A 25305-nucleotide genomic window follows, 5' to 3' on the forward strand; every position below is an offset into this window, starting at 1 on the left:
GTCACGCAAATACTGTTGGGATCACAACGAACATTTTACACCCCCGTCCCGTCAGTCCCTCGCATGGACCGAGAGACGGCCGAACCACGCGTCGAGACGATGCCCGGCGAACGCGCCCGCGAGTGGGCCGCCCACCACCGCCGGACGGCCGCCAGAAGCACCTACGTCTACGATTTCGTCTGGGACATCACCGCCGAGGCCGTGGGCCCGTTCTGTACCGACGTCGACGGCAACGTCCTGCTCGATTTCACCAGTCACGTCGCCGCCGCGCCGCTCGGCTACAACAACCCGCTGATCACCGAGCGCTTCGACGAGTTCGACCTCCCCGACCCGACGAAGATCGCCGGTCAGGACTTCTACGTCGGATCGCCAGGAACGCCCGAGGATCCCGACCTCCCGGGGCCGACACAGCTCCTGGATCGGCTGATCGAGATCACGAGCGAGTACGGAATGGACCGGGCCTTCCTCTCGAACTCGGGGGCCGAGGCCGTCGAGAACGCGATCAAGAGCTGTTATGATGCCACCGACGGGACCCGCGGGATCACCTTCGAAGGGGGTTTTCACGGCCGGACGCTGGGGGCGCTCAGCCTCAACCGATCGAAGTCCGTCCAACGGGCGGGCTACCCGGAACTGGCGGGGATCACGGACGTGCCCTACTGTACGGAGCGGAGCTGTACGCCCGAGAGCTGTGGCTGTGGCTTCTTCCGTGAGGACGGCTCGGCCCTCGCCACGAAACTCGACCGCGAGACGGGCCACCTCCCGCCCGAGGACCTCGCATACCTCGTGCTCGAACCTGTTCAGGGGGAGGGGGGCTACCGGATCCCCAGCGAGGCGTTCATGCGCGAGGTCGCCGACGTGTGTACCGACCACGACGTCCTGTTGATCGCCGACGAGATCCAGACCGGACTCGGGCGCACCGGCGAGATGTGGGGGTCGGATCACTACCCCATCGAACCGGACGTGATCACGTGTGCGAAGGGCTTGCGGGTGGGTGCGACGATCTCGCGTTCGGACGTCTTCCCCGAGGAGGGTGCGCGGATCTCCTCGACGTGGGGGGCCGGGGACCTCCTCGCCTCGATGCAGGGGGCTCTGACCGTCGATGCGATCCGCGAGGAGGGCCTGCTCGAAAACGCCCGACTACGTGGCGAGCAGGCGAAGGAGCTGCTCCGGGACGCTGCCCCCGAGGGCGTCGTGGACGTACGCGGGCTGGGCCTGTTGCTCGCCGTCGAGTTCGACTCCAAAGAGCGACGAGAGGCCGTCATAGAGGCAGCGCTGAAGCGCGGGCTGCTCACGCTGGGGTGTGGTCACAGGACGCTCAGACTGCTGCCGCCGCTCGACGTCACCGAACGCGAGATCGGGATCGGGATCGACCTGCTGTGTGAGGCGATCGCGGCCGTCGACGGATAGCTAATCGAAGCGGATGCGCTGGCCGGCGCGAGCGCGGGCGGCACTTTCGCCGCCCGCGTGAGCGGGACGGGGAAGGGCTGGCGTCCCCGGAAGCAGCGCGTCATCTTCTCGCGGCCAAAGGCCGCTCGAATGGTCCGCGGAGCCGAAGTCGCCGCTCAGCCCGAAAAGACCGCGAAGGGGTCTTTTCTTGGGAGATGAAAAGGGCGGGGCGGGTCTACCAAGGGCCGCCGAGGGCTTTCGCTAGAACTGGTACCGGCGCTCCTTCCCGTCGGACTGTTCGGCCGGGACCGTCCCGCCGCTCATCTCCTCGTAGGTCATTCCTGATAAGTATTCGTCGTAGGTTACGCCGTAGCCCTGTCGGAGGTGCATGTCGAGTTGGCCGGTATCGGTCGTCGACTGGAAGAGCAGGTGGACCGCCCGGCGGACGAGGTCGTCGGTGCTCTCGGGGCCCAGCGCCGCCGTCAGCACGGCGAGTTCGTTTTTCGTCTGCGTATCGAGCGCGATCGACAGCTCGTCGTCGAGACCGGCGTATGCCGATTCGACGTCACCGGTCAGTTCGTCGAGGCTCATACCGGCGGGAAGCCGCCCCTGTCGAATACGGGTTTCGACTTTTCGCGTCCTACAGCTCCTGGCGTGTCGGGCGGATCAACAGCTCGTTGATGTCGACGTGGCTGGGCTGGGTCACCGCAAAGCGGATCGAGCGGGCGATGTCCTCCGGTCGCAGCGGCTCCATCTCGTCCATCATCCCCTCGATCTGCTCCTTTTGGTCTTCATCGGGGATGTGCTCGGCGAGCTCGGTGTCGACCGCGCCGGGTTCGATGGTCGTGACCCGGATGTCCGAATCGACGACCTCCTGACGCAGCGCCTCGGAAAAGGCCGTGACGCCGAACTTCGAGGCGTTGTAGCCGCCCGATCCCGCATACGCCTTCCGGCCGGCGACCGACGAGAGGTTGACGATGTCACCCGCGCCCTTCTCCTGCATATGTCCGAGGGCGGCCTGCGAGGCGACCATCAGTCCCTGGACGTTGAGATCGAGCATCTGCTGCCAATTGTCAGGATCGGCGTCCGCGATCGGTTCGAGCAGCATGACGCCCGCGTTGTTGACCAGTACATCGAGTCCGCCCAGTTGCTCGACGGTCTCCTCGACCATCCCCCGGACTTGCGATTCGTCGGTGGCGTCGGTCGGGACGACGAGGGCCTCGCCGCCCGCCGATTCGATCTCCTCGGCGAGTTCCTCGAGGCGCTCCTCGCGGCGCGCGGCGAGCGCGACGGCCGCGCCCTCGTCGGCCAGCGAGCGTGCGGTCGCCGCGCCGATGCCCGAGGACGCTCCCGTGACGAGTGCGACGTCGCCGTCGAGTGTATCGGATGTCATCGCTCGACTGGAGGGTCGTCACACGGAAAGGCTACCGGGAGACGACAACTCGCGCCGGATTCGACAGGGCGATCAGAGGCGGTGGTAGTCGTTTTTGAACGTCGAGAGGGTCGCGCCCAGAACCCCAAGCGCGATCGGGCCGACGAACCCGAGCGAGTAGATCCCGCCGAAGACGCCCACGAGGATCACGCCGGGGTTGAGCCGCGCCCGCGCGTCGATGATGATCGGCCGGACGTAGTTGTCGATCATGCTCACCACCACGATCCCGTAGACGAGCAAGAACAGGCCGGCGTAGGGGTGGCCGATCAGAAGCAGGTAGACCCCGGCGGGCGCCCAGACGAGGAACGCCCCGATCAACGGGAGGAGCGCGAGTAGGATCATCACGGCCGTCCAGAAGACCGGATCGGGGACCCCCGCGAGGAGCAGCCCGATCCCGCCGGCCATCCCTTGGACGAACGCGACGAAGACGTGGCCGACGATCACCGCCCAGGTGGTCGCGTCGATGCGACAGTAGAGGCGGTCGGTGACGTCCGGGGGAAGCGGCGTCGTCTCCTTCAGCCACGCGACGAAACACGCCCCGTCTTTCAGTAGGTAATAAAGCAAAAAGAGCACGAGTGCGAGTCCGAACGACGCCTTGAGCGCGGCCCCGAACAGCTCCGCGAGGCCGCTGAACGAGACCTCGAAGATCGTCTCGGCTCCGACCCGGATCCAGCGTTCGAGGTCGACCGACCGACCGGTGTAGGTCGCGATCGTTCCCTCGACCTCGGCGACCCGAAGCCCGCTTTCACCCGCCGCGATCGCCCGGAGGTCCCGGACCAGCGCGGCGAACACGTACGCGAACGGTGCCACGACGGCGACCAGCGAGAAGCCGATCAGCACGACCGGGGAGAGGCGCGGGCCGATTCGCGGGGCGAGTCGAACGTGCAACGGGTGAAGGACGTACGCCAGCAGGATCGCCGCCAGCACGTACTCGAGAAACGGGAGCAGAACGTACAAACCCAGCAGGAACGACAGACAGACGGCCAGAAGAAGGAACCCCCGTTGTTTGTTCATGATAACTAGTATATTTCAATAAGCATAAATTTTGTTATACTAATGGATTGGGAGCGGGATCGCGGGGCCTAAACCGCCGCCCGACGTACCGGAGGTGAATGAGCGGGTCGGAGTCGTTGCCGGGGGAGATAGACCGAGTTCGTGCGTCGCTGATCGAGTGGTACGAGCGGGACCATCGCGACTTCCCGTGGCGACGGACCGAGGATCCCTACGCCATCCTCGTCAGCGAAGTGATGAGCCAGCAGACCCAACTGGAACGCGTCGAGGAAGCGTGGGCGACGTTCCTCGAACGCTGGCCCGACCCCGAGACGTTGGCGGCCGCGGACCGCTCGGCGGTCGTGGGTTTCTGGACCGACCACCGGTTGGGCTACAACAACCGCGCGAAGTACCTCCACGAGGCCGCCGGCCAGGTGATCAAGGAGTTCGACGGGGAGTTCCCCGAGGAGCCGGAAGGACTCCAAGAACTGCAGGGCGTGGGTCCGTATACCGCCAACGCGGTGGCGAGTTTCGCCTTCGACAACGGCGATGCGGTAGTCGATACGAACGTCAAGCGCGTGCTGTATCGGGCCTTCGACGTGCCCGACGACGATTCCGCCTTCGAGGACGTAGCGCGGGCGCTCATGCCCGCCGGGGAGTCGCGCGTTTGGAACAACGCCATCATGGAACTGGGCGGGGTGGCCTGTCAGAAAACGCCCCGTTGTGAGGAGGCGGGCTGTCCGTTCCGCGAGTGGTGTTCGGCGTACGCGACCGGCGACTTCACCGCGCCGGATGTCCCCACGCAACCGACGTTCGAGGGGTCACGCCGGCAGAAACGCGGGCGGGCGATTCGGATACTAAAGGAGTACGACGAACTCCCGCTCGACGAACTGGGGCCCCGCGTGCGGGTCGACTACGGCGGGGAGCATGGAAAAGAATGGCTCCGAGGGCTCGTCTCGGATCTCGCCGACGACGGACTGGTCGAGGTCGAAGGCGACCGGGTACGGCTCAGACGGTAGTTTTTCCCCGCACTCGCCCCTCGTTTGGGTATGGCCACGCCACCGCACGTCGCGGCGATCACCGGCAGCCTGCGCGAGGGCAGTCACACAAGAAGAGCGCTCCGCGGGGCCCTCACGGGCGTCGAGGACGCCGGAGCCACCGGCGAGTTGCTCGATATCGTCGAGTACGACCTGCCCGTATTGAATACCGACGACGACTCTACCGAGGGCGTCGAGGCGTTCACCGCGGCCGTCCGGGAGGCCGACGCCGTGATCCTCGGGACGCCGATGTACCACGGCTCGTACTCGGGCGCCCTGAAGAACGCGCTTGATCACTGCGGGTTCGACGAGTTCGAGAACAAGACTGTCGGATTGCTCGCCGTCTCGGGCGGGAGTTTCCCGATCACCGCACTCGACCATCTACGATCCGTCTGCCGGGCGCTGAACGCGTGGGTGTTGCCCTATCAGGCGGCCGTGCCCCGGTCACACAGCGCCTTCGAGGGCGGGGAGTTCGTCGAGGAGGACACCGCAGAACGGGTCCGGACGCTCGGGCGGCGAACCGTCCAGTACGCCGACATCGAACCCGACCCGGCGTGTTTCGAGAGCGAGCAGAACGTCGGCGCGACAGGCGACGACTGACCCGGTCGTGAACCGAGCACACGCCTCGGCGGGATGAGTAACGGTTTTACTCGCCGGCCGAGCCCCTAGCGGCGTGCACGCGATAACCCGTAGTGGCTGGGTCGAGGTGATCGCCGGCTGCATGTTCGCCGGTAAGACCGAGGAGCTGTTGCGGCGGCTGCGTCGCGCGGAGATCGCCGGCCAGGAGGTCGCCGTCTTCAAACCCGCCACCGATGACCGCTACGGGAAGGCCACGGTCGGGACGCACAACGGCCGCCAGTGGGACGCCGACGTGATCGGGACCGACGCCGAGGCGGTTCGCGCGATCCCCGACCGGCTGAACGGCGAGCAGGTCGTCGCGATCGACGAGGCGAACTTCTTCTCGCCCGCGCTCGTGGACGTCTGTGAGGAGCTGGCGAACGACGGCCGCCGGGTGATCGTCTCGGGCACCGACCAGACGTTCCGCGGCGAGCCCTTCGAACCGCTGCCCCAGCTGCTGGCGATCGCCGAGTACGTCGAGAAGTTCCAGGCGATCTGTTCGGTCTGTGGCGAGCCCGCGAGCCGGAACCAGCGGCTGGTCGACGGCGAGCCCGCCCGCCGCGAGGATCCGACCGTCATGGTCGGCGCCGAGGAGTCCTACGAGGCGCGATGTCGCAACTGTCATGTCCTGCGTGGCGAATAGTCGGGACGTGACACAGTGGGTTGCGGATCCGAGGGGCGGGCGCGGTCGCGGCCCGCGGGCGATCGCCCGCGCGTGGGTCGAGGTACTGGTCCGCCCCCGTCGGTTCTTCCGGGTCGGCGTCGCCCCCGCCGACCAGGCGCCCGGACTCCTCTTCGCCGTGGGCGTGGTCTCGCTGGCCTCCCTGCTCCGGCTGGCGCTCGCCGGCGAGACGGTCGTCGGCGCCCCGTACCCGACGTTCGGCGGCCAGCGAGTCCTCTCGGTCGTCCTCGTCTTCTCGGTGATCGTCGCGCTGGTCGCCCCGCTCGTCCTCCACCTCACCGCGGCGCTCCAGACCCTCCTGCTCCTCCCCTTTGCCCCCGACCGCGCGGGGGTCAGCGAGACCGTTCAGGTGATCGCCTACGCCACCGCGCCCTGCGTGTTCGTCGGAGTTCCGCTTGCCCCCCTTCAGGCGCTCGCGGCGGGCTACGGGGCGGCGCTGTTCGTACTCGGGATCAGCGAAGTCCACGCCGTCTCGCTCCCGCGAGCGGCGGCGCTGTGTGCGCTGCCGGCGGCGGCCGTCTTCGGGATCGGGTTCGGCGGGTTCGACGCGACCGAAACCGCGTTTTTGATCCCGCTGTTCGGGCGGTGAGGCCGTCCGCCGGAGCGACGTTTCGACAACCGTTTTAGTGCGGGACCTCTCTTGGCTGCTAAATGGATCACTGTATCATCTGCGGCACCTCGGTCGATGGGGTCGTCTGCCGTTCACACCAGGAGGACGTCGCCTTCCGATTCACCGGTACCCGCCCGGACCAACTCACCCCCGGTCGGTTCTACCAAGGAACCGTCGACGGCTTTGCCGACTTCGGCGTTTTCGTCGACATCGGCGACTCCGTCACCGGCCTGTTGCACCGAAGCGAACTCGACCGGCGCCTCGAGAGCCTCGACTGGGACGAGGGCGACACCGTCTACGTCCAGGTCACGGGCGTTCAGGACAACGGCAACGTCGATCTCTCGTGGTCGATCCGCCAGTCCACCCGCGAGTTCCGCGGCGAGGTGATCGACAGCCCCGACGGAGATACACTCCCCGAAAACGACGAACCGGTCGCTGACGAGGCCGAGCCCGAACCTGAAATCGAGACCGAGAGCGAGCCCGAACCCGAACCTGAACCCACTGACGAGAGCGCCCCTCACGACGAGGAGCCCGAGGCCTCGACCAACGGCGGGAGCGCGAGCGTCGAGCCCAAAACGACCGCCGAGCCGATCGAATCGGGCCCGCCCGAACGCGTGACCGTCGAGACGCTCACCGAATCCGTCGGCGAACGCATCCGCATCGAAGGACGAGTCGTCGACGTCCGCCAGACCGGCGGGCCAACGATCTTCGAGGTGCGCGACGAGACCGGCATCGCCGAGTGTGCGGCGTTTAAGGAGGCCGGCGTCCGGGCCTACCCCGAGATCGAAGTCGGCGACTTGATCCGTCTCACCGGGGAAGTCGAGCGCCGTCGGGGCGACGTGCAGGTCGAAACCGAATCGCTCAAACCGCTCGCCGAGGCCGACGCCGAGGCGGTCGTCGAGCGGCTCGACGACGCGCTCGAATCGAAGGCCCACCCCGGCGAGGTCGAGCCACTCGTCGAAGACCCGGCCCTCGAAGAGCTCGGCGAGTCCATCGCCGACGCCGCCGGCGCGATCCGGCGGGCGATCATCGAATCCCGGCCCATCGTGCTGCGCCACACCGCGACCGCCGACGGCTACGTCGCCGGGGCGGCCATCGAACGCGCGGTCCTCCCGCTGGTCCGCGAGCAACACGACCGCGAGGACGCCCAGTACCACTACTTCGACCGCCAGCCCCTGGAAGGCGAGGACTACGACATGGCCGGGGCGACGAACGACGTCACCCGGATGCTCGACAACCGCGCGCGCCACGACGAGAAACTGCCGCTGGTGGTACTCGTCGACACCGGCAGCACCGCCGAATCGCGCGACGGCATCGAGCTGCTCGACGTCTACGACGTCGACCGACTCGTGATCGACGCCGATCCCGGCTTCGAGACGAGCGATCTGGTCGAGGGCGTCGTGCCCGACGAGGCGGGACTCACGACGACCGTGCTCGCCGCGACCGTCGCCTGCGGCGTCGGCGAGGTACGAGAGGAGATCGCTCACCTGCCCGCCGTCAGCTACTGGGAGGAGGCCCCCGACCGATACGCCGACCTCGCACGCGACGCGGGCTACGACGCCGATACCGCCCGTGAACTCCGCGAGGCGGTCGCACTGGAGGCGTACTACCAGGCCTACGAGGACAAGCGCGAACTCGTCGCGGACCTGCTCTTTGCCGGCGACGAGGACGTCCGCAGCCTCGCTTCCCACGTCAGCGAACAGTTCCGCGCGAAACTCGACGACGAACTCGAGACGGTCCGCTCGCACGTCGAGACGCGCGAGGACGATGACGTTACGGTCGCGCTCCTCGATACGGACGCCTTCACCCATCGCTTCGACTTCCCACCGACGGCGCTGTTGCTCGACGCGCTGTTTCGCGACCTGCGCGAGGAACACGAGCGACTCGCCGTCGTCGGCCTCGACGAGGCCGACCTCCAGATCCGCACGACCGAATCCCTCGACGTCCGAGAACTCGGCGAGCGGGTCGCCGAACGCGTCCCCGAGGGTGGCGTGTTCACCTCCGGCGTCCGGCGCGGTCGCCTCTCCTATCTGATCGGCGAGCGCGAGGCGGTCCGCGAGGCGGCCATCGAGGAGGTCGCCACGCTCGCCGCGTAGGCCGACATCCTTATTTCCCGGAGCCACAGACCACTCGATACTCGAATGAGCACCGACGTCGAGCCAGCGGAATCCGAGGCCTTCGAGAAGGCCTGCGAGGAACTCGCCGAGCGCGTCCTCGCCGGCGAAATCGAGCGCGAAGACGTCGAATCCGCCAAACTCGAGGTCTGTTCGGAGTTCTCCTCGCCGAAGGTACCGACCAACGGTGACATCCTCGCGAAAGCACCCGACGACCGCCGCGAGCAAGCCGAGGCGGTGCTTCGCAGGAAGCCCGTGCGCACCGCCTCGGGGGTCTCGCCGGTGGCGATCATGACCTCGCCACATATGTGTCCCCACGGGAAGTGTCTCTACTGTCCCGGCGGCCCCGCTTCGGAGTTCGACAGCGCCCAGAGCTACACGGGCCACGAGCCCGCCGCGGCCCGCGGGGTCCAGAACGATTACGACCCCTACGGACAGGTCACGCTCCGGCTCGCCCAACTCAGGGAGATCGGTCACCCCGTCGATAAGGTCGAACTCATCCTGATGGGCGGGACGATGACCGCCCGGAGCCACGACTACCAGGAGCACTTCGTCAAGCGCGCACTGGAGGCGATGAACGACTTCGATCCGGAGAACCCGCCCGAGCCGACCGAAGGCGAGAGTTTCGCCCAGAGTCACGACGAGTACGACTTTTCGTATCTAGAGGACGTGATCGCCGAGAACGAGACGAACGGCGTGCGAAACATCGGCACCACCTTCGAAACCAAGCCCGACTGGTGTGACCCCGAGCAGATCGACCGGATGTTGGATCTCGGGGGGACGAAAGTCGAGGTCGGCGTCCAGACCACCTACGAGCGCATCAACCGGGAGATGCACCGCGGGCACGGGGCACAAGCGAGCATCGACGCCAACCGCCGGCTGCGCGACGCGGCGTTCAAGGTCGGCTTTCACATGATGCCCGGCCAGCCCGGCATGAGCCTCGATATGTGCCGGGAGGACTTCCAGCAGCTGTTCGAGGACGCGAACTGGCGACCCGACTACCTCAAGATCTACCCCAACCTCGTCGTCCGGGGGACCCGGACCTACGATATGTGGCGCCGCGAGGAGTTCGACCCGTTGACCAACGAACAGGCCGCCGAACTGGTCGCGGAGATCAAGGCGATGCTCCCGAAATACGTCCGCCTTCAGCGCGTCCAGCGGGACATCCCCGCGGACTTCATCGACGCAGGCGTCTGGAAGTCGAACCTCCGGCAACTGGCCCGGAAACGGATGGCAGAACATGGCTGGACTTGTGACTGCATCCGGTGTCGGGAGGTCGGGATGAACGACGCCGAACCCCAAAACGTCGAACTCGATATCATGACCTACGAGGCGGTGGGGGGTATCGAGAAGTTCGTCAGTTTCGAGGACCCCGACAACGACCTGCTGGTCGGCTTCTGTCGCCTGCGATTCCCCGGCGAGACGGTGCGTCGGGAGCTCGAAAACGCCGCGTTGATCCGTGAGCTACACGTCTACGGCAACGAACTCGGCGTTGGCACGGCGAGCGACGCCGACTGGCAGCACAAGGGCTACGGCCGCCGACTGATGGCGACAGCCGAAGACCTCGCACGCGAGGCCGGCTTCGGGAAGCTAAGCGTCATCTCGGGAATCGGCGCCCGCGAGTACTACAAGAACAAACTCGGCTACCATCAGGACGGTCCGTACGTCTCGAAGCGCCTCTGAGTGGTCGCCTCGCACGCCGGAGGCGTGTGGTTTCGCTCGATAAACGCCTCAGAGACGCGTCGCGCGATTCGACGGGCCCCTCCTGGCAAATGGCAAAGCCGACCGTAACTCCCGCAGAAAACCGGCCGGACATACGCTATTCGACATAATACTCCAAATATTTATCACAAACTACCAATCTAATTTAATATCTAGTCGGTCCTACTTGACTCACTGAACACTCACGCTGTGGGTACTCAGAGAGGGAAACGATGACCACCACGACGACGGAAACGACGTATCGCGGATCGAACGAAGGTGAGGACCGATGATCGCGGAAGCGATCGGCTACTTACAGGAAGACGACGACGCCGCCACGACGGTGTTGCTGGGCGGGGTACTGACGCTGTTTGGCTTCCTGCTCGTGCCGCTGTTCGCGGTCGCGGGCTACCTCATTCGGGTACTGGACCGCACGGCTCGGGGCGACGACGAGCCGCCGGCCTTCGACGAGTGGGGAGCGCTGATCGTCGACGGTCTGAAGGCGAGCATCATCGCGTTCGTCTACGCGCTGGTCCCGACGGCCGTCCTGCTCGCGTTTCTCGTGAGCGGCGGTCTGCTCGGCGCGAGCGGCAGCGACGTGCTGGGCGCGATCGCCGGCATCGGGGTCCTGCTCGGTCTGCTCGTCTGGTTCGCGTTGACCCTGCTGGTCGCCTACGCGGTTCCCGCCGCGCTGGCGAACTTCGCCGAAACCCGACGCCTCGGCGCCGGCTTCGAATCCGCGACCATGCGGCGGGTGCTCGTCGATAAGACCTACGCGACCGGCTGGCTGAGCGCCTTCGTGATCGTCGTCGCCGGCGGGGTCGTGACGAGTGTCCTGAGTATGGTTCCCGTCCTCGGGTTGGTCGCGGGTGCGTTCGTGGGGTTCTACACCGCCGTGGCGGCCTACTACGTCGTCGGGCACACCTGGGGCGAGATCCGGCATCCCCCCATGCGCCAACGCCCCGAGATCAGCGAGCAAGCCGGGATCTGAGCGCCTTTTTATACGTACCCGTCGTATTTCAGTCATGGGCGAGGAGACTCTCTTCGAATACGAAGCCGATCGGAGCCGGAGCGAAATCGCGGCCTATCTGCGGGCGTTGGCCGCCGAGATCGACGGTGACGGCCCCGTGGTGTTTCGCGACGGCGAGTACGCGGTGGCGGTAGGGCTCCCCGAACGGGCCGAACTGGACGTCGAAGTCGAGCGCGAGTACGAGGACGGGACCGACGAAAGCGAGTTCCAGATCGAACTCGAGATCGAGTTCGAGGAAGGGGATGAAGCGGGTGCCGAACGGATCGACGAGCCGGCCGAACCCGCCGTCGGGGTCCAGTTTTCGCCCGACGACGAGGAGCATCCGGAACCAAGCCAGGGTCGGTTCGAGGTCTACCGGGACCGTGCGGGCGAGTGGCGCTGGCGGCTCGTCCACCGCAACGGCAACATCATCGCCGACGGCGGCGAGGGCTATTCGAGCAAGCGAAACGCGATCAAGGGCCTGCGCAGCGTCCAGCACAACGCTCCCGGCGCGGGGGTCGAGGAGGTCGAGTGACGCCGACGCGTTTTTGTCAGCGTGGTGAGTCACTGAAACCATGAGCAGCGAGACGCCGGGCGATCGCCTACGTGAGAACGCCGTGTCGGTCGCGAGCATGCTGGTCGTCGGTGTTGGGCTCCTCTCGCTCTTTACCGGAATCGGCCCGTTCTGGCTCGTCTTCCTGCTTGGGTTCCTGGTTTTCGTTCCGCTGATCGCGTTGCTGTTCGGCAACGAACAGGAACGTGCGGAGTGGTGGGACGGCATGTGGGGAGATACCGACTGGGAGGACTGGGGCAAGTGGTGGGACGGGTCGACGGAGCGAAAGGACGACGCTCCGGGACCCGCCCGCCCCGAACCGCCTGCGGCCGGGTCGATGTCGAACCGCGACGCCCTCCAGACGCTACGCTATCGGTACGCACAGGGCGACCTCACCGACGAGCAGTTCGAGCGCAAACTCGAACGGCTGCTCGAAACCGACACCATCGAGAACGCCGAGGACAGACGACGAGCGCGCGAGCGCCTCTACGAACGATAGAACGACAACGCCTTTTTTCCGGGGCCTGCGAGTATCGGCATGGATCAGAAACGGGAGCTGACCAGCATCGATCTCGCGGCGCTGGTCGGCGAACTGAACGAGTACGCGGGTGCGAAGGTCGATAAGGCCTACCTCTACGGCGAGGACTTCCTTCGCCTGAAGCTGCGCGATTTCGACCGGGGACGAGTCGAGTTGCTGATCGAGGTCGGCGACGTCAAACGCGCCCACGTCGCCGCGCCCGAGCACGTCCCGGACGCGCCGGGTCGCCCGCCCGATTTCGCGAAGATGCTTCGCAACCGGCTGTCGGGCGCGGACTTCACCGGGGTCTCCCAGTACGAGTTCGACCGCATTCTCAGCTTCGAGTTCGAACGCGAGGACGGGAATACGACGATCATCGCCGAACTGTTCGGCGAGGGCAACGTCGCGGTCTGTGACGAAACGCGCCACGTCATCGATTCGCTCGAGACAGTGCGCCTGAAATCGAGGACCGTCGCGCCCGGCGCACGCTATCAGTTCCCCGACTCGCGGGTCAATCCGCTGGAGGCGACCGAAGAGCAGTTCACGGCGCTCATGCGCGAGTCCGATACCGATCTCGTGCGGACGCTCGCGACCCAGCTCAACCTCGGCGGGCTGTACGCAGAGGAGGTCTGCTCGCGCGCGGGCGTCGAAAAGACCGTCGCGATCGACGAGGCCGACGACGACCAGCTCGAACGCCTGTACGGCGCCCTCTCGCGGCTGGCCGCACAAGTCACCGAGAAGCGCTTCGACCCACGGATCTACCGCGACGACGGCCAGATCGTCGACGTGACTCCCATCGCGCTAGACGAGCACGCCGCCCTCGAGGGCGATTCCTACGACCGGTTCAACGAGGCGCTCGACGACTACTTCTTCGAACTCGACACGAGCGAGGACGAGGAGACCGATACGAGTCCGGAGTTCGACGAGGAGATCGAACGAAAGAAGCGGATCATCGACCAGCAGGAAGGTGCCATCGAGGGGTTCGAACAGGAGGCCACGGAGGAACGCGAGCGCGCCGAACTCGTCTACGCCAACTACGACACCGTCGACGAGGTGCTGACGACGGTTCGCGGTGCCCTCGAGGAGGGACGGGGCTGGGAGGAGATCGAGGCGACCTTCGAGCAGGGTGCCGAGCAGGGGATCGACGCCGCCGAGCGCGTCACGGGGTTCGACCCCGAAAACGGGATGGTGTCGGTCGATCTGGGTGAGGCGACCGTCTCGCTCGAGGTCCGTTCGGGCGTCGAGAAGAACGCGGACCGCATCTACACCGAGGCCAAACGGATCGAGGAGAAGAAGGCGGGCGCCGAGGAGGCCATCGCCGACACCCGCGAGGAACTCGACGCCCTCCGGGAGCGAAAACGCCAGTGGGAAACGCGCGACGAAACACAGGACGACGGGGGCGAACCCGAGGAGATCGACTGGCTTTCGCGGGCATCGATCCCCGTCAGGAAGAGCGAGGAGTGGTACGAGGACTTCCGTTGGTTCCACACCAGCGACGGTTACCTCGTCATCGGCGGGCGGAACGCCGACGAGAACGAGGACCTCGTCAAGAAGTACCTCGACCGGGGCGATCGCTTCTTCCACACGCAGGCCCACGGCGGCCCGGTCACGGTCCTGAAAGCGACCGGTCCGAGCGAGCCCGCAAAGGACGTCGAATTCCCCGAATCGTCGATCCAGGAGGCCGCCCAGTTCGCGGTGTCGTACTCGTCGGTCTGGAAGGAAGGTCGCTTCGCCGACGACGCCTACTCCGTCAGCCCGGATCAGGTCTCGAAGACGCCCGAGAGCGGCGAGTACATCGAGAAAGGCGGGTTCGTGATCCGCGGCGACCGGACCTACCACCGCGACACTGAGGTGGGCGTCGCCGTCGGGATCACCTGCGAGCCGAACACACGGGTGATCGGCGGGCCGCCCGCCGCGATCGTCCCGCGCGCGGAGACGGCCATCGAGGTCGAACCCGGTCGCTACGCCCAGAACGACATGGCGAAGATGCTCTACCGGGAGTTCCGCGATCGATTTACCGACACCGCGTTCGTCCGCAAGGTCGCGAGTCCCGACCTGATCCAGGAGTTCCTGCCCGCGGGCGGCAGCCGGATGCTCGAGGAGTGACCGTGATTTACACCCACCCGGCGAGAACGACGGGACGATGCTAGGCGACGCGATCGAGTATCCCGCCCGCGGCGAGGACGCGCTCACGACGGTGCTGGTCGGCGGGTTGTTGCCGGTGCTTTCGGCGATGGTCGGGTTCGTGGGTCTCGCGCTGTCGGTCGTTCTGATCGGGCTCGCGATACTCCCGTTCGCGGCGCTCCCGCTTCTCGCGCTGTGTGGCTACTACGTCGCCGTCCTCCGGCGGGTCGCCGCGGGCGATCCTGACCCGCCGCAGTTTCGAAACTGGGGGCGGCTGATCGTCGATGGCCTGCGCTTTCTCGCCGTCAGCATCGCCTACGCGATACCCTTCGCGCTCCTGTTGGGGCTCTTTTTCGCCGTGCTGGCCGCGAGCGAGGCCGCAGTGGGCAGTTCGGCGGCCGAGACGGTTGCCGCCATCGGTGCCGTGCTGACGGCGCTGCTCGCGGTCGGCTCGCTGGTGGCGTACGCCTACCTCCAGCCCCTCGCGCTCGCGAACCTCGCGCGCGAGGGACGACTGGGGGCGGCGTTCGACCTCGGGACGATCCGGAAGGCGGGCCTCTCGCGGGCTTACGCCACCGCGTGGGCGCTCGGGGCGCTGGTCTGGGCGGTCGGGGCCGCACTCGAAGGGGCGCTGTGGGTCGTGACGATCGGGCTGTTCGTCGGCTTCTACGCCGACGTGGCCCGGTACTACCTCTACGGACGCGGACTCGGGCGGGCGCTCTCGGGGCCGCCCGCCCGGGAACCACCACGCGCCGAAGACCGCGAATTGCCGCCCCCGGTCGTGCCCGCGAGCGAGCGGGCGGCCTGCCCGGTCGACCCCGAGACGATACCCAGAATCGAGGACCCCGCGACCTTCGAGACTCGGACCGGCGGTCGCGATCGACGGCGGGGCTGGCCCGACTGGGAGTCCGAATCCGACCCCGACGAGCGCCCATGAGCGAGCGGCTCGGCTTTCTCCGGGGACCCAACGCCGAGGAGGCGCTGCTGGTCGGCTGGATCTGCCTGTCGGTCCACGCGCTGTTCGTCCCGGTCGTGGCGCTCGTGCCCGCCGCCGGTTACCTCGTCGTGGTCGCGAGGGCGGTCATCGACGGCGAGTCGGCGCTCCCGCGCGTCGCGTTCGGCCCGCTCGTCGGTGAGGGGCTCGTCGCGGGCGCGATCGCCCTTGCCTACGGGGCCGTCCCGCTCGCGGTCGGGACGGTTACAGTCTCGCTGGCGACCGGTTCGGCCCGCGCGCTCGAGGGCGGGGCGTCGCCGTTTTTCCTCGTCGGGTCGACGCTGACACTGTTTTTCGTCCTCGCGGGGCTGTACGTCGTCCCGATCGCGCTGTGTGGGTACGCCCGCGACGGCCGCGAGGCTGTCACGGCCCCGTCGTTTCGCGTCGCGGGGCGGGCCGCGTACTTCGTCGGCTGGACGAGCGCGCTGGTCGTCCTCACGGCCGGCGCGCTCGCCGGTAGCGTCGCCGGGGCCGTCCCACTCGTCGGGCCGCTGCTCGCGTCGCTTTGCTGGTGGATCACGGCGCTCGCGGCGACCCGGCGGCTCGCGGCCGGCTACCGGGAGGCGTAGCGCACGCTTCGGGAGGACTATGGCCCGCGAGCGCCGACGGCGGGTATGCGAATCACGAGTCAACAGCACGTCGAGGGCGGCAAGGAGCGTCTCACGCTCGTGCCCGAGCACCTCGACGACCTCTGGCATCTCACGTACGTTCTCGAACCTGGCGATCTCGTTTCGGCCGACACCACCCGCCGGATCCAGCGAAACGACGACCAGATGCGCGATACGGGCGGCGAGCGAGAACCCATGCGAGTCACCATCGCCGTCGAGGACGTCGAGTTCCACAAGTTCGCGAACCGCCTACGGGTGGGCGGCGAGATCACGTGGGCCTCCCGCGAGGACCAACTCGGCCACCACCACACCCTCAACGTCGAGGAGCACGACGAGATCGAGGTCGAGAAGGTCCTGAAGGCCGACCAGCGCGAACGCTTGGAGGAGGCAGAGGAGTCGAGCGAGAACCCCGACGTGGCGATCGTCACCGTCGAGGAGGGCGAGGCCCACATTCATACTGTAGCGCAGTACGGCACCGAGGAGCGCGCGACCTTCACCGGCCCGACCGGCAAGGGCGAGTTCGCCCGCGCGCGCTCGGAGCTGTTCTCGCAGATCGCCGACGCCCTCTCGCGGATGGACGCCGACGCGATCATCCTCGCCGGACCGGGCTTTACCAAACAGGACGCCTACGAGTATATCGAGGAGAACACCCAGGACATCGCGGAACTGATCACGGTCGTCGACACCTCGGGGGTCGGGGATCGCGGCGTCCACGAGGTCCTGAAACGGGGCGCGGTCGAGGACGTCCAGGCCGAAACACGCATTGCCCGCGAGGCCGAACTGATCGACGAGTTGACCCGGCGGATGGCCGAGGGCACAAAGGCCGCCTACGGGATCGAGGCCGTCGAGGAGGCTGCGGAGTTCGGCGCGATCGAGACGCTTCTGATCACCGACGAACGCCTGCGCGAGGAGCGGGCCGGGTCGGGCGACTGGGACATGGACGTCAACGACCTGATCACGACCGCGGAGCAGAAGGGCGGGGACGTCGTCGTCTTCTCCAGCGAGTTCGACCCCGCGAGGCAACTGAAGAACCTGGGGGGCGTGGCGGCGCTGTTGCGCTATCGTCTCCAGTGAGTTCGCATCGCTTTTCGCGCTCCGGGACCGACCACGGGTGATGGGAGAGACGACGTACAGCGTCGAGATCGTCGTGCCCGAGGACGCCGACTCCCAACGGGCCGGCGAGACCGTCGAGACACGGGTCGACGAGGACGACTACGTGCTGGCGTCCGCCCGGAGTCAGGACGTGTGGCTGGCCGCCGACTGTCAGCAGGGGTGGTGTACGACGTGTGCGGCCGAACTACTGGAGGGCGAGGTCGACCAGTCGGACGCGAAACGCTACTACGAGAGCGACGAGGCGGCGGGCATGATCCTGCCCTGTACCGCGAAACCCCGCTCTGATCTGACGATCCGGGCCTTCCAGTACGAGGAGATGCTCGAACACCGCGCGGCGAACGACAACCCACCGGGGAACTCGAAGCTCGATTAGCTGATCGTCACACTGAGGCCGTCCTCCGCGAATCGGACGTCACCGTCGTACTGGGCGGCGATGGATTCGAGCATCTCCTCGTGGCGCCCGTCCGTGTGGGGATAGAGGTGTGAGAGGTAAATGCGGCCGATTTCGTGGCCCGAAAGCGCTTCGCCTAACTGTGCCGGCGTCGGGTGGCCCGAGACGTCGGTGTCGTCGGGGAACGAACAGTCGTGGACGAGCACCGCAGAGCCCTCCGCGAAGTTCGCGAGCCCCTCGAAGGCGTCGCTGTCGGCGCTGAACGTGAACACGCCGCGAGACTTCGTCTCGCGAACTTCCGAGTCGGACTCGGAGACGCCGCCGAAGCGGTAGGCCAGACAGTACATCGAGTGGCGCGTCTCGTAGCCCTCGACCGAAAAGTCCGCGATCTCGAAGTCGTAGGGACCGACCTCCCGAACCGTGAGGTCGAGGCGACCCCGCATGTACTCGTGGACGTTGAGGAGGCCGTCGACAAGCGATTTCGTGCCCCGGGGGCCGGCGATCTCGAGGTGGTCTTCGCCCGCGAGCCAGCGGGCTTTCATCAACGGGAGGAGGTCCGCAACGTGGTCGAGGTGGTGGTGGGTCAGAAGCACCGATGAGACGCCCTCGTAGCCGACACTCGTCCGGGCGAGACCGTGAAGTGCGCCGCTGCCACAGTCGACGAGCAGCGTCCGGCCCTCCCGTTCGAGCAACAGTCCGGTCTGGAAGCGTTCGCCGGTCGGCATCGCGCTGCCAGTACCGAGAAACGTGATTCGCATACCGGGAGAGGGTGCGCGAGCGACGAAACGCCTTCGGTCGTGGGGTTCACTTTCGGTGCGGTAGCCCAACGCACTTGGTAGTCCCATCCCAACTGTGGGCGATGGGAACACGCGAGCGCCTCACCGCCCGAAACGTCGACCCGGATCGGGTAGCGGACCTCACAGTCCTCGATTCCCTGTCGCCGGTCGTCCAGGAGTGGTGGATCGAGCGCTTCGGCGAGTACGTTCCCCAGAACGGCGGCGTCTTCACCCCGCCCCAGCGCGAGGCGATCCCGCTGGTGCGCGAGGGGGAAAACGCCTTGATCTGTGCGCCGACGGGCAGCGGCAAGACGCTCGCCTCCTTCAGTGCGGTAATCGACGACCTGATCGAACGGGATCGCGAGGACGACCTGGAGAACTCCGTCTACTGTCTGTACGTTTCTCCCCTGAAATCGCTCGCGAACGACATCCATCGTAATCTCGACGTACCGCTCTCCGAGATCACCGACAGCCTTGCGGAACGTGGCGAGGACTGTGCGGTCCGCCACGCGATCCGCCACGGCGATACGCCCGACGCCGAGCGCCGGAGGATGCTCGAGGAGACGCCACATATCCTCAACACGACCCCCGAAACGCTCGCGATCCTGCTCAACTCCCCGAAGTTCAAGGAGAAGCTCGCCACCGTGGAGTACGTCATCGTCGACGAGATCCACTCGCTTGCGGCGAACAAACGCGGTACGCACCTCTCGGTGAGCCTCGAACGCGTCGAGGAGATCGCCGAGAGTTCGCCGACGCGGATCGGCTGTTCGGCGACCGTCGAGCCGCTGGAGACGATCGCGGAGTTCTTGGTCGGATCTGAGGACGACTCTCCCCGCGAATACAAGATCGTCGACACCCGGTTCGTCCGGGAGTTCGACCTCGAACTCGCCTGTCCGGCCGACGACCTCATCAACACGCCCCCGGAGGTCGTCCAGAACCGGTTTTACGAGCAGCTTCACGACCTGATCGCCGACCACGAGAACACGCTCGTCTTTACGAACACCCGGTCGGGCGCCGAGCGCGTCCTCCAGAACCTCCGCGAGCGCTTTGGTTACGACGAAGCCGACTCGGGCTGCCATCACGGTAGCCTCTCGAAAGAGGTCCGCCAGTCGGTCGAGGAGGGGCTAAAAGCCGGCGAACTGGACGTGGTAACGACCTCTACCAGTCTGGAACTCGGGATCGATATGCCCCACGTCGACCTCGTGGTGCAGGTGGGCTCGCCCAAATCCGTCGCCTCGTTGCTCCAGCGCGTCGGCCGGGCGGGCCACCGGCTGGGCCAGACGGTTACGGGGCGGGTAATCGCGCTGGATCGCGACGAATTGGTCGAGTGTGCGGTGATGCTCGAAAAGGCCGAATCGGGCTTCGTCGACCGGGTGTTCGTCCCGGAGAAGGCGATGGACGTCGCCGCCCAGCACGTCTACGGGATGGCGATCAACGCCATCCGCCCCGAACGCGAGATACGGGCGATTCTCGAACGCGCCTACCCGTATCGGGAGTTCACGGATCGAGAGTGGGAGTCGCTCATGCGCTATCTCACCGCCGACTACGAGGGGATGGAGGAGAAAAACGTCTACGCGAAGGTCTGGCGGGATACGAACGACCCGCCCGACGGCGAGCACCACTACGACGACTACCCCGTCGGGACCCCGCTGATCGGCAAACGCGGTCGGCTCGCCCGCGTCATCTACATGACCAACATCGGGACGATCCCCGATTCGTTTACCTGTAGCGTCTTCACTCGCGGCGACAACCAGCGCGTCGGCGACCTCGACGAGAACTACCTCGACACGCTCGACCCGGGCGACGTGTTCGTCATCGGGGGCCAGCACTTCGAGTTCCGCTATCGACGAGGGTCGAAGGTGTACGTGGATCGAACGAACGCCCGGCCCACTGTGCCGACGTGGTTTTCCGAGCGCCTGCCGCTTTCCTACGACCTCGGACGGGAGATCCTCGCATTCAAACGCGAGCTGCTCGCGCGCTACGAGACGGACGGGCCGGCAGGGGTCAGACGCTGGCTACGGGTGTTCCCGATCGACGAGAACAGCGTACGCGCGCTGGCGCGGATGTTCGACGAGCAGATCCGGTATGCGGGAACCGGAAGCATCAGCACCGATTCCCGGCTGGCTATCGAGGAGGAGCGCGACCGCACCGAGTACAAACGCCGCTACTACGTGCGCTCGAACTACGGTCGGCGGTTCAACGAGGGCTTTTCGCGCCTGCTTGCCTACCGCTGTGCCCAGGAAGCCAACGCCAACGTCACCGTCGCGGTCGCGGACAACGGCTTTACCCTCGCCATGCCGCTCAACCGGAAGGTGGACCTCGCGGGAATGATCGACGGGACCGACCCGGAGGAGGCCCGCGACCTCCTGCGAGCGGCCCTCGACGGGACCGACCTCCTGCAGCGATATTTCAGAATCAACGCCACCAGATCGCTGATGATCCTCAAACGCTACAAGGGCTACGAGAAATCGGCGAGCGAACAACAGGTTTCGAGCGAGATGCTGCTCGGCTTTGCGGGCGACCTCGAGGAGTTCGCAGTGCTCGAGGAGACCTACCGCGAGATCCTCGAGGACACACTCGCGATCGGGGCAGTCGAGGACGTGCTTCGGGGGATCCGTGCAGGCGAGATCTCCCTCGCACTCGACCGGGTCGACTCGCCCTCGCCGCTGTCGTTCGGGCTGGCGACGCTGTCGGCCAGCGACGTGGTGCTCGCAGAAGACGAGAGCGCGGTGCTCAAGGAGTTTCACGAGCGTGTGCTCGAATCTATCGGGGACGGCGACCGGGCTGACGCGCTCCCCGTAGAGGACTAGCGACTCGCCCAGTCGGCCATTCGCCCATACAGCGGGTCAGCCGAAAGCGCCCCGCGCGTGCCGACGAGGCCCAGCGATTTTTTCGCCCGCGTGAGCGCGACGTTCAGCCGGCGGTAGTCATCGAAGATCGGACCCTCCAAATCGGCGGGCGTGCTCGCGACGAACGAGACGAGGATCACCTCCTTGCTCGAACCCTGGAACCGGTCGACGGTGTCGACCGCCACGCCCTCGCGGACCGTTTGGGTGATCGTCGCGACCTGTGCGCGAAACGGCGCGATGACGCCGATCTCCTCGGGTGGAACCCCCGCTTCGACGTAGCGTTCGACTAACTCCGCGATCCGCGTGGCCTCCTCTGTGTCGGTGTGGGCCGCGTCGTCGCCCTTGACGTCGATGAAGGCAACGGGATCGCGAAGCTCCTCGGGGAGGGTGCCGGGAGAAACGCCCTCGAGGTCAGTGAGCCGCTGGGCGGCGACGGCTCCTGTGGCGGGTCTGAGCTTGCCGTCGTAGAACTCCTGAGAGGAGAACGCCTGGATGCGCTGGGCCATCCGGTACTGGCGTTCGAGCATGACGCCCGCGTCGGGATGCTCGCCGATCAGGCGCTCGAACAGCGAGCGCGAGAGGTCCGCGCCCTTCGCGTCGCCCGTGCTCTCGTCGGCTTCGGATTGGACGACCGGCGGGAGCTGGTGGTGGTCGCCCACGAGGACGAACCGTTCCGCTCTGTTTATCGCTGCGAGGGTTGCTGGCTCCGTCAGTTGCGACGCCTCATCCACGAGCGCCACGTCGAAGCTCTGCTCGCGCAGGACCCGTGAGCCACAGCTCGACGTGGTCGCCGCGACCACGGGGGCCTCCCGGAGGGTGCTCGCGAGCGTTCCGGGCTCGCCCCGGCCGTCCAGTCGGTAGGGTTGCATGTCCTCGCGCACGCCGTGTTCGGTGCCGACGCGGACGAAGTTCGTGAATCCCTGATCGGAGAGGGCCTCCAGTGCGTTGTCGACGGCGCGGTTCGTAAACGCCGAGAGGAGAACGCGCTCGCCGCGCTCGACCATCGTGCGGATCGCCCGTGCGATCGTGTAGGTCTTGCCGGTGCCCGGCGGGCCGTGGATCAGCGCGAAGTCCTTGGCCGCGATAGCTCTGGAAACCGCCTCGTTCTGGGCGGCGTTGTTCTCGATGAACGCCCCCTCGACCGTGCCGAACTCGGGGGTGGCGTTGCCAAAGAGCAGCTCCTTGCGCCGATCATCGCCCTTCAGTAAGGCATCGTGCAGCGCGGTGAGCATACCGTCGGCGCTCATATCCGAGGGGTAGACGTCGAGGCGCTTGAGGGCGACCGGCTCGTCGGTGCTCACGACGATCTCCTCGCCGAGTCGCTCGATGCGTGCGAGTTCGGCGTGACCCGAGATGGGATCGCCGTCGCTCGCAAGCGCCACGTCGCCCTCGCGGATCTTCGAAACCGCCCCCGTCGAGCGGGCGCGAAGCGCCCACCGCCCGTCCTCGCGGAGCTCCTCGTCAAGCGGTTCGAGCCCGATCAGCGCCCGGTCGTCCTCGGCGCGTTCCTCCGGGGTCTGTTCCCAGAGCTTCGTGTACTCGCGATGGGACGATCGACGCTCGCGCTCGACCGCCTCGTACATCCGATCGAAGTACTCCCGCTCGCGTTCGGGCAGCGGGCTTGCGATCTTGCCGGCTTTCGACTCCTGGTCGAGTCGGCCCGAAACCACCATACAGGTGTCCCGTTCGAAGCAGTACTCGCATTTGGCGTTGGCCTCGTAGCCCGTCGGCACGCTCGAATCGAACTCCATCGCCGCGATCTCGTTTCTCGTTCGGACGACGTATTCGAGGAGGCCCGAGCCGATCGAGAACTCCTTGGCCGGCGAGAGGTCGCCCGACTCCTCGTTGCGATCGAGCGCGGTGTTTTTCGTATAGAGCAGGGTGCCGGTATCGGGGGCCCCGCCGTCCGCTTCCAGTTCGTCCCCAACGCCGCCCTGTTCGTCCAACAGGAGGGCGTAGCAGGCCGCCTGGATCTTGTCGGGAAAGCGCGGCTCGCGGTTGGTGTTCTTGCCCGTTTTGAGCTCGACGGGCATGCCCCGTCGCAGGGCGTCGGCCCGGCCTTTGATCCCGAAGCGCTCGCTGATCAGAGTGTACTCGCTTCGCCACGAGTCGTCCTCACTTAGGGTGCCCTGTGAGAGCCAGCCGTCGATCGCGCGGGCGTTCTGTCGGACCTCCTCGCGGACCGCCTCCGGATCGCGATCCAGCAGGCCGAGTTCCAGTCCGGCCTCCTCGATGCGGTCCGCGACGGCCGCCTCGAAGTCCGCACCCCGCAGGAGGTCGCCGAAGACCTCGTGGACGATCGTCCCCTTCACCACGGGGTAGTTCAGCGGCACGCCTGAGAGCTTGTTGAGGTAGTACATCCGGGGACACTGCACCCACGAGCGGATGTCCGTGACGTTCACCAGAAAGCCGGGCTCGACGATCACGTACGAGTCCCGCCCGGTCGCATAGCCCGTCTCACCCTGCCACTCGGTCTCCTCTGGGTCGGTGACGACGAGTTCCATACCGGGTTGGAGGTACTCGCCGGTTTCGGCCCACTTGCCCCACAGCGTGACCGAGAACTCGCCGTCGTCGGTCCGGACCAACGCCTCGGCGAGGTCGCGCTCGCCGTGGCGGGTGCTGACGGTTCTCGTCTCGCCCGGATCGAGGACGGTACCGCGGATCTGCACGGTCGAACCACGCCTGCGTGGCGAAAAACGCTGTCGGTTACCTCTCGACCAGCGGGAGGTAGGCGTCCATTCCGGCGGCGAGTCGATCCGGCAGCGGGAGGGGACGCCAAAAGAGGTCGTAGATCTGGCCGTCGTCCTCGCCGCCGCCGGTCACCTCGTGAGCCCACTCGTCGCGGGTTTCGTCGACCGGGAAGTGAAAGAAGTGCCGGGCGACCCGTTTTCCGTCGGCGCGACGATACCGATCCGAAGCGAGGTGATAGACCGGTCGGTCGTGGTCCAGCCCGGCCTCCTCCCTGAGTTCGCGCCTGACCGCGCAGTCGGGGGTCTCGTCGGCCTCGATCCCGCCTTTCGGGACCTGAACCCCGGCATCGGGGTCCGCGCGCTCGCGAAAGACGAGCAGTTGGCGGCCGCTTCCGTTGGCCCTCGTCACGTACGCGTAGGCTTTCTGGCTGTAGCGTGCCCCAGGGCCGTACATATCGCCCACCTATTCGGGGCGGGATATAAATTGTTTCGGCTATGTCACGTCTTCCCATGGGACCGATACGTTCTTTCACCCCGACCGAGGAGATCCGGTATGCGGATCCGCGAGTGGCAGGACATCCTGTACGATGTGATCGAGTCGGGGGCGGACCCGGAGGGGTGGCGGGCAGTCGCCGGCGATCGCTCACAGGGGGTGGGCGAGGACCTCTATCTCGGCCATCCGGGGGCCGGCGTCTATCACCTGAAGACCTACGCGAAAAACCCGTTTTCCGTTCGGGGCGTCGGCACGCGGGTCGCGCGCAACCTCGACGACGAGATCGGGTCGTATCTCCCCGAGGACGACCGGGGCCGATTTGCGCTTCGGTCGGCGCCCGAGAGCGACGAGACCGCGAGACGACAGGCGAAACACCTCGAGGAGACGATCAGGGCCCACGCCGACGCACCGACGACGCCAGACGCCCTGTTCGAGGACGTGATGGACGCCGTCGACAGCCCCGCGTTCGGTCCGATGGAGTACGACTCCTACGGTCGCCCCGAGAACCTCGACCGCCTCGCGGAGGGCTTCGACGAGGCCGAAGCGCTGTTGAACGCCGAACTCGACGAGCTGATCGACGCCGACGACGTCGGTCGGGGCTTCCAGTAGGTTAAGGTC

At 66.6% G+C, this 25305-nt stretch carries 23 protein-coding genes; 17 read left to right on the forward strand and 6 right to left on the reverse strand.

Annotated elements, in window-relative coordinates; genetic code table 11:
• Window positions 1-63: 63 nt before the first annotated feature.
• Entirely contained in the window at window positions 64-1407 is a 1344-nt protein-coding gene (locus HACJB3_RS08740) for a class-III pyridoxal-phosphate-dependent aminotransferase (RefSeq protein WP_008417345.1), read from the forward strand.
• 240 nt (window positions 1408-1647) lie between these two features.
• On the opposite strand, the gene HACJB3_RS08745 is transcribed toward HACJB3_RS08740, so the two are convergent.
• The 3 genes from HACJB3_RS08745 to HACJB3_RS08755 form a co-directional block, all read right to left on the reverse strand.
• Entirely contained in the window at window positions 1648-1977 is a 330-nt protein-coding gene (locus tag HACJB3_RS08745; RefSeq protein ID WP_008417344.1) for a hypothetical protein, read from the reverse strand.
• A 49-nt stretch (window positions 1978-2026) separates the two neighbouring features.
• Entirely contained in the window at window positions 2027-2779 is a 753-nt protein-coding gene (locus HACJB3_RS08750) for an SDR family NAD(P)-dependent oxidoreductase (protein WP_008417343.1), read from the reverse strand.
• 72 nt (window positions 2780-2851) lie between these two features.
• Window positions 2852-3832 carry an AI-2E family transporter gene (locus tag HACJB3_RS08755; protein WP_008417342.1) on the reverse strand — a complete coding sequence of 327 codons (981 nt, stop codon included), beginning with the start codon at window positions 3830-3832 and terminating at the stop codon, window positions 2852-2854.
• Between the two features lie 98 nt (window positions 3833-3930).
• Between HACJB3_RS08755 and HACJB3_RS08760 the strand changes: the two genes are divergently transcribed.
• From HACJB3_RS08760 to HACJB3_RS08825, 14 genes are all read left to right on the forward strand, one after another.
• Window positions 3931-4827, forward strand: coding sequence for an A/G-specific adenine glycosylase (locus HACJB3_RS08760; RefSeq protein WP_008417341.1), 897 nt, complete (start codon window positions 3931-3933; stop codon window positions 4825-4827).
• A 30-nt stretch (window positions 4828-4857) separates the two neighbouring features.
• The gene (locus HACJB3_RS08765; RefSeq protein ID WP_008417340.1) at window positions 4858-5445 is read left to right on the forward strand and encodes an NADPH-dependent FMN reductase; all 588 of its coding nucleotides are present in this window, start codon (window positions 4858-4860) and stop codon (window positions 5443-5445) included.
• 73 nt (window positions 5446-5518) lie between these two features.
• Window positions 5519-6106 (forward strand): thymidine kinase, encoded by a 588-nt coding sequence (locus HACJB3_RS08770; protein WP_008417339.1) that lies wholly within the window; start codon window positions 5519-5521, stop codon window positions 6104-6106.
• A 7-nt stretch (window positions 6107-6113) separates the two neighbouring features.
• Complete coding sequence (locus HACJB3_RS08775) at window positions 6114-6734, forward strand: YIP1 family protein (RefSeq protein ID WP_008417338.1); 621 nt, start codon at window positions 6114-6116, stop codon at window positions 6732-6734.
• A 62-nt stretch (window positions 6735-6796) separates the two neighbouring features.
• Window positions 6797-8851 (forward strand): DHH family phosphoesterase, encoded by a 2055-nt coding sequence (locus HACJB3_RS08780; protein WP_008417337.1) that lies wholly within the window; start codon window positions 6797-6799, stop codon window positions 8849-8851.
• 45 nt (window positions 8852-8896) lie between these two features.
• Complete coding sequence (locus tag HACJB3_RS08785) at window positions 8897-10552, forward strand: tRNA uridine(34) 5-carboxymethylaminomethyl modification radical SAM/GNAT enzyme Elp3 (RefSeq protein WP_008417336.1); 1656 nt, start codon at window positions 8897-8899, stop codon at window positions 10550-10552.
• A 307-nt stretch (window positions 10553-10859) separates the two neighbouring features.
• The gene (locus HACJB3_RS08790; RefSeq protein WP_008417335.1) at window positions 10860-11561 is read left to right on the forward strand and encodes a DUF4013 domain-containing protein; all 702 of its coding nucleotides are present in this window, start codon (window positions 10860-10862) and stop codon (window positions 11559-11561) included.
• Window positions 11562-11595: 34 nt separating this feature from the next.
• On the forward strand, window positions 11596-12114 hold the full coding sequence (locus HACJB3_RS08795; protein ID WP_008417333.1) for an HVO_2922 family protein: 519 nt from the start codon (window positions 11596-11598) through the stop codon (window positions 12112-12114).
• Between the two features lie 40 nt (window positions 12115-12154).
• Window positions 12155-12631, forward strand: coding sequence for an SHOCT domain-containing protein (locus HACJB3_RS08800; RefSeq protein ID WP_008417332.1), 477 nt, complete (start codon window positions 12155-12157; stop codon window positions 12629-12631).
• A 39-nt stretch (window positions 12632-12670) separates the two neighbouring features.
• On the forward strand, window positions 12671-14755 hold the full coding sequence (gene rqcH / locus HACJB3_RS08805; RefSeq protein WP_008417331.1) for a ribosome rescue protein RqcH: 2085 nt from the start codon (window positions 12671-12673) through the stop codon (window positions 14753-14755).
• Window positions 14756-14792: 37 nt separating this feature from the next.
• Window positions 14793-15710 carry a DUF4013 domain-containing protein gene (locus HACJB3_RS08810; protein ID WP_008417330.1) on the forward strand — a complete coding sequence of 306 codons (918 nt, stop codon included), beginning with the start codon at window positions 14793-14795 and terminating at the stop codon, window positions 15708-15710.
• A complete protein-coding gene (locus tag HACJB3_RS08815) occupies window positions 15707-16336 on the forward strand; it encodes a DUF4013 domain-containing protein (protein WP_008417329.1) in 630 nt (209 codons plus the stop codon). Before HACJB3_RS08810 ends, HACJB3_RS08815 begins: the two co-directional genes overlap by 4 nt.
• Before the next feature lie 45 nt (window positions 16337-16381).
• Window positions 16382-17449, forward strand: coding sequence for an mRNA surveillance protein pelota (locus HACJB3_RS08820; protein WP_008417328.1), 1068 nt, complete (start codon window positions 16382-16384; stop codon window positions 17447-17449).
• A gap of 40 nt (window positions 17450-17489) precedes the next feature.
• Window positions 17490-17861 carry a 2Fe-2S iron-sulfur cluster-binding protein gene (locus HACJB3_RS08825; RefSeq protein WP_008417327.1) on the forward strand — a complete coding sequence of 124 codons (372 nt, stop codon included), beginning with the start codon at window positions 17490-17492 and terminating at the stop codon, window positions 17859-17861.
• On the opposite strand, the gene HACJB3_RS08830 is transcribed toward HACJB3_RS08825, so the two are convergent.
• Window positions 17858-18637, reverse strand: coding sequence for an MBL fold metallo-hydrolase (locus HACJB3_RS08830; RefSeq protein WP_008417326.1), 780 nt, complete (start codon window positions 18635-18637; stop codon window positions 17858-17860). The two genes, HACJB3_RS08825 and HACJB3_RS08830, sit on opposite strands and share 4 nt — an antisense overlap.
• 101 nt (window positions 18638-18738) lie before the next feature.
• Here HACJB3_RS08830 and HACJB3_RS08835 point away from each other — a divergent pair, with 101 nt between their 5' ends.
• Complete coding sequence (locus tag HACJB3_RS08835) at window positions 18739-21465, forward strand: ATP-dependent helicase (RefSeq protein ID WP_008417325.1); 2727 nt, start codon at window positions 18739-18741, stop codon at window positions 21463-21465.
• On the opposite strand, the gene HACJB3_RS08840 is transcribed toward HACJB3_RS08835, so the two are convergent.
• On the reverse strand, window positions 21462-24173 hold the full coding sequence (locus HACJB3_RS08840) for an AAA domain-containing protein (protein ID WP_008417324.1): 2712 nt from the start codon (window positions 24171-24173) through the stop codon (window positions 21462-21464). The genes HACJB3_RS08835 and HACJB3_RS08840 overlap by 4 nt on opposite strands.
• Window positions 24174-24210: 37 nt before the next feature.
• Window positions 24211-24648: an NUDIX hydrolase gene (locus HACJB3_RS08845; protein ID WP_008417323.1), complete on the reverse strand. Its 438-nt coding sequence runs from the start codon at window positions 24646-24648 to the stop codon at window positions 24211-24213.
• 99 nt (window positions 24649-24747) lie between these two features.
• Here HACJB3_RS08845 and HACJB3_RS08850 point away from each other — a divergent pair, with 99 nt between their 5' ends.
• Entirely contained in the window at window positions 24748-25296 is a 549-nt protein-coding gene (locus tag HACJB3_RS08850) for a hypothetical protein (RefSeq protein ID WP_008417322.1), read from the forward strand.
• The last annotated feature ends 9 nt before the right edge of the window (window positions 25297-25305 follow it).

This window comes from Halalkalicoccus jeotgali B3 (assembly GCF_000196895.1).
Lineage (GTDB): Archaea > Halobacteriota > Halobacteria > Halobacteriales > Halalkalicoccaceae > Halalkalicoccus > Halalkalicoccus jeotgali.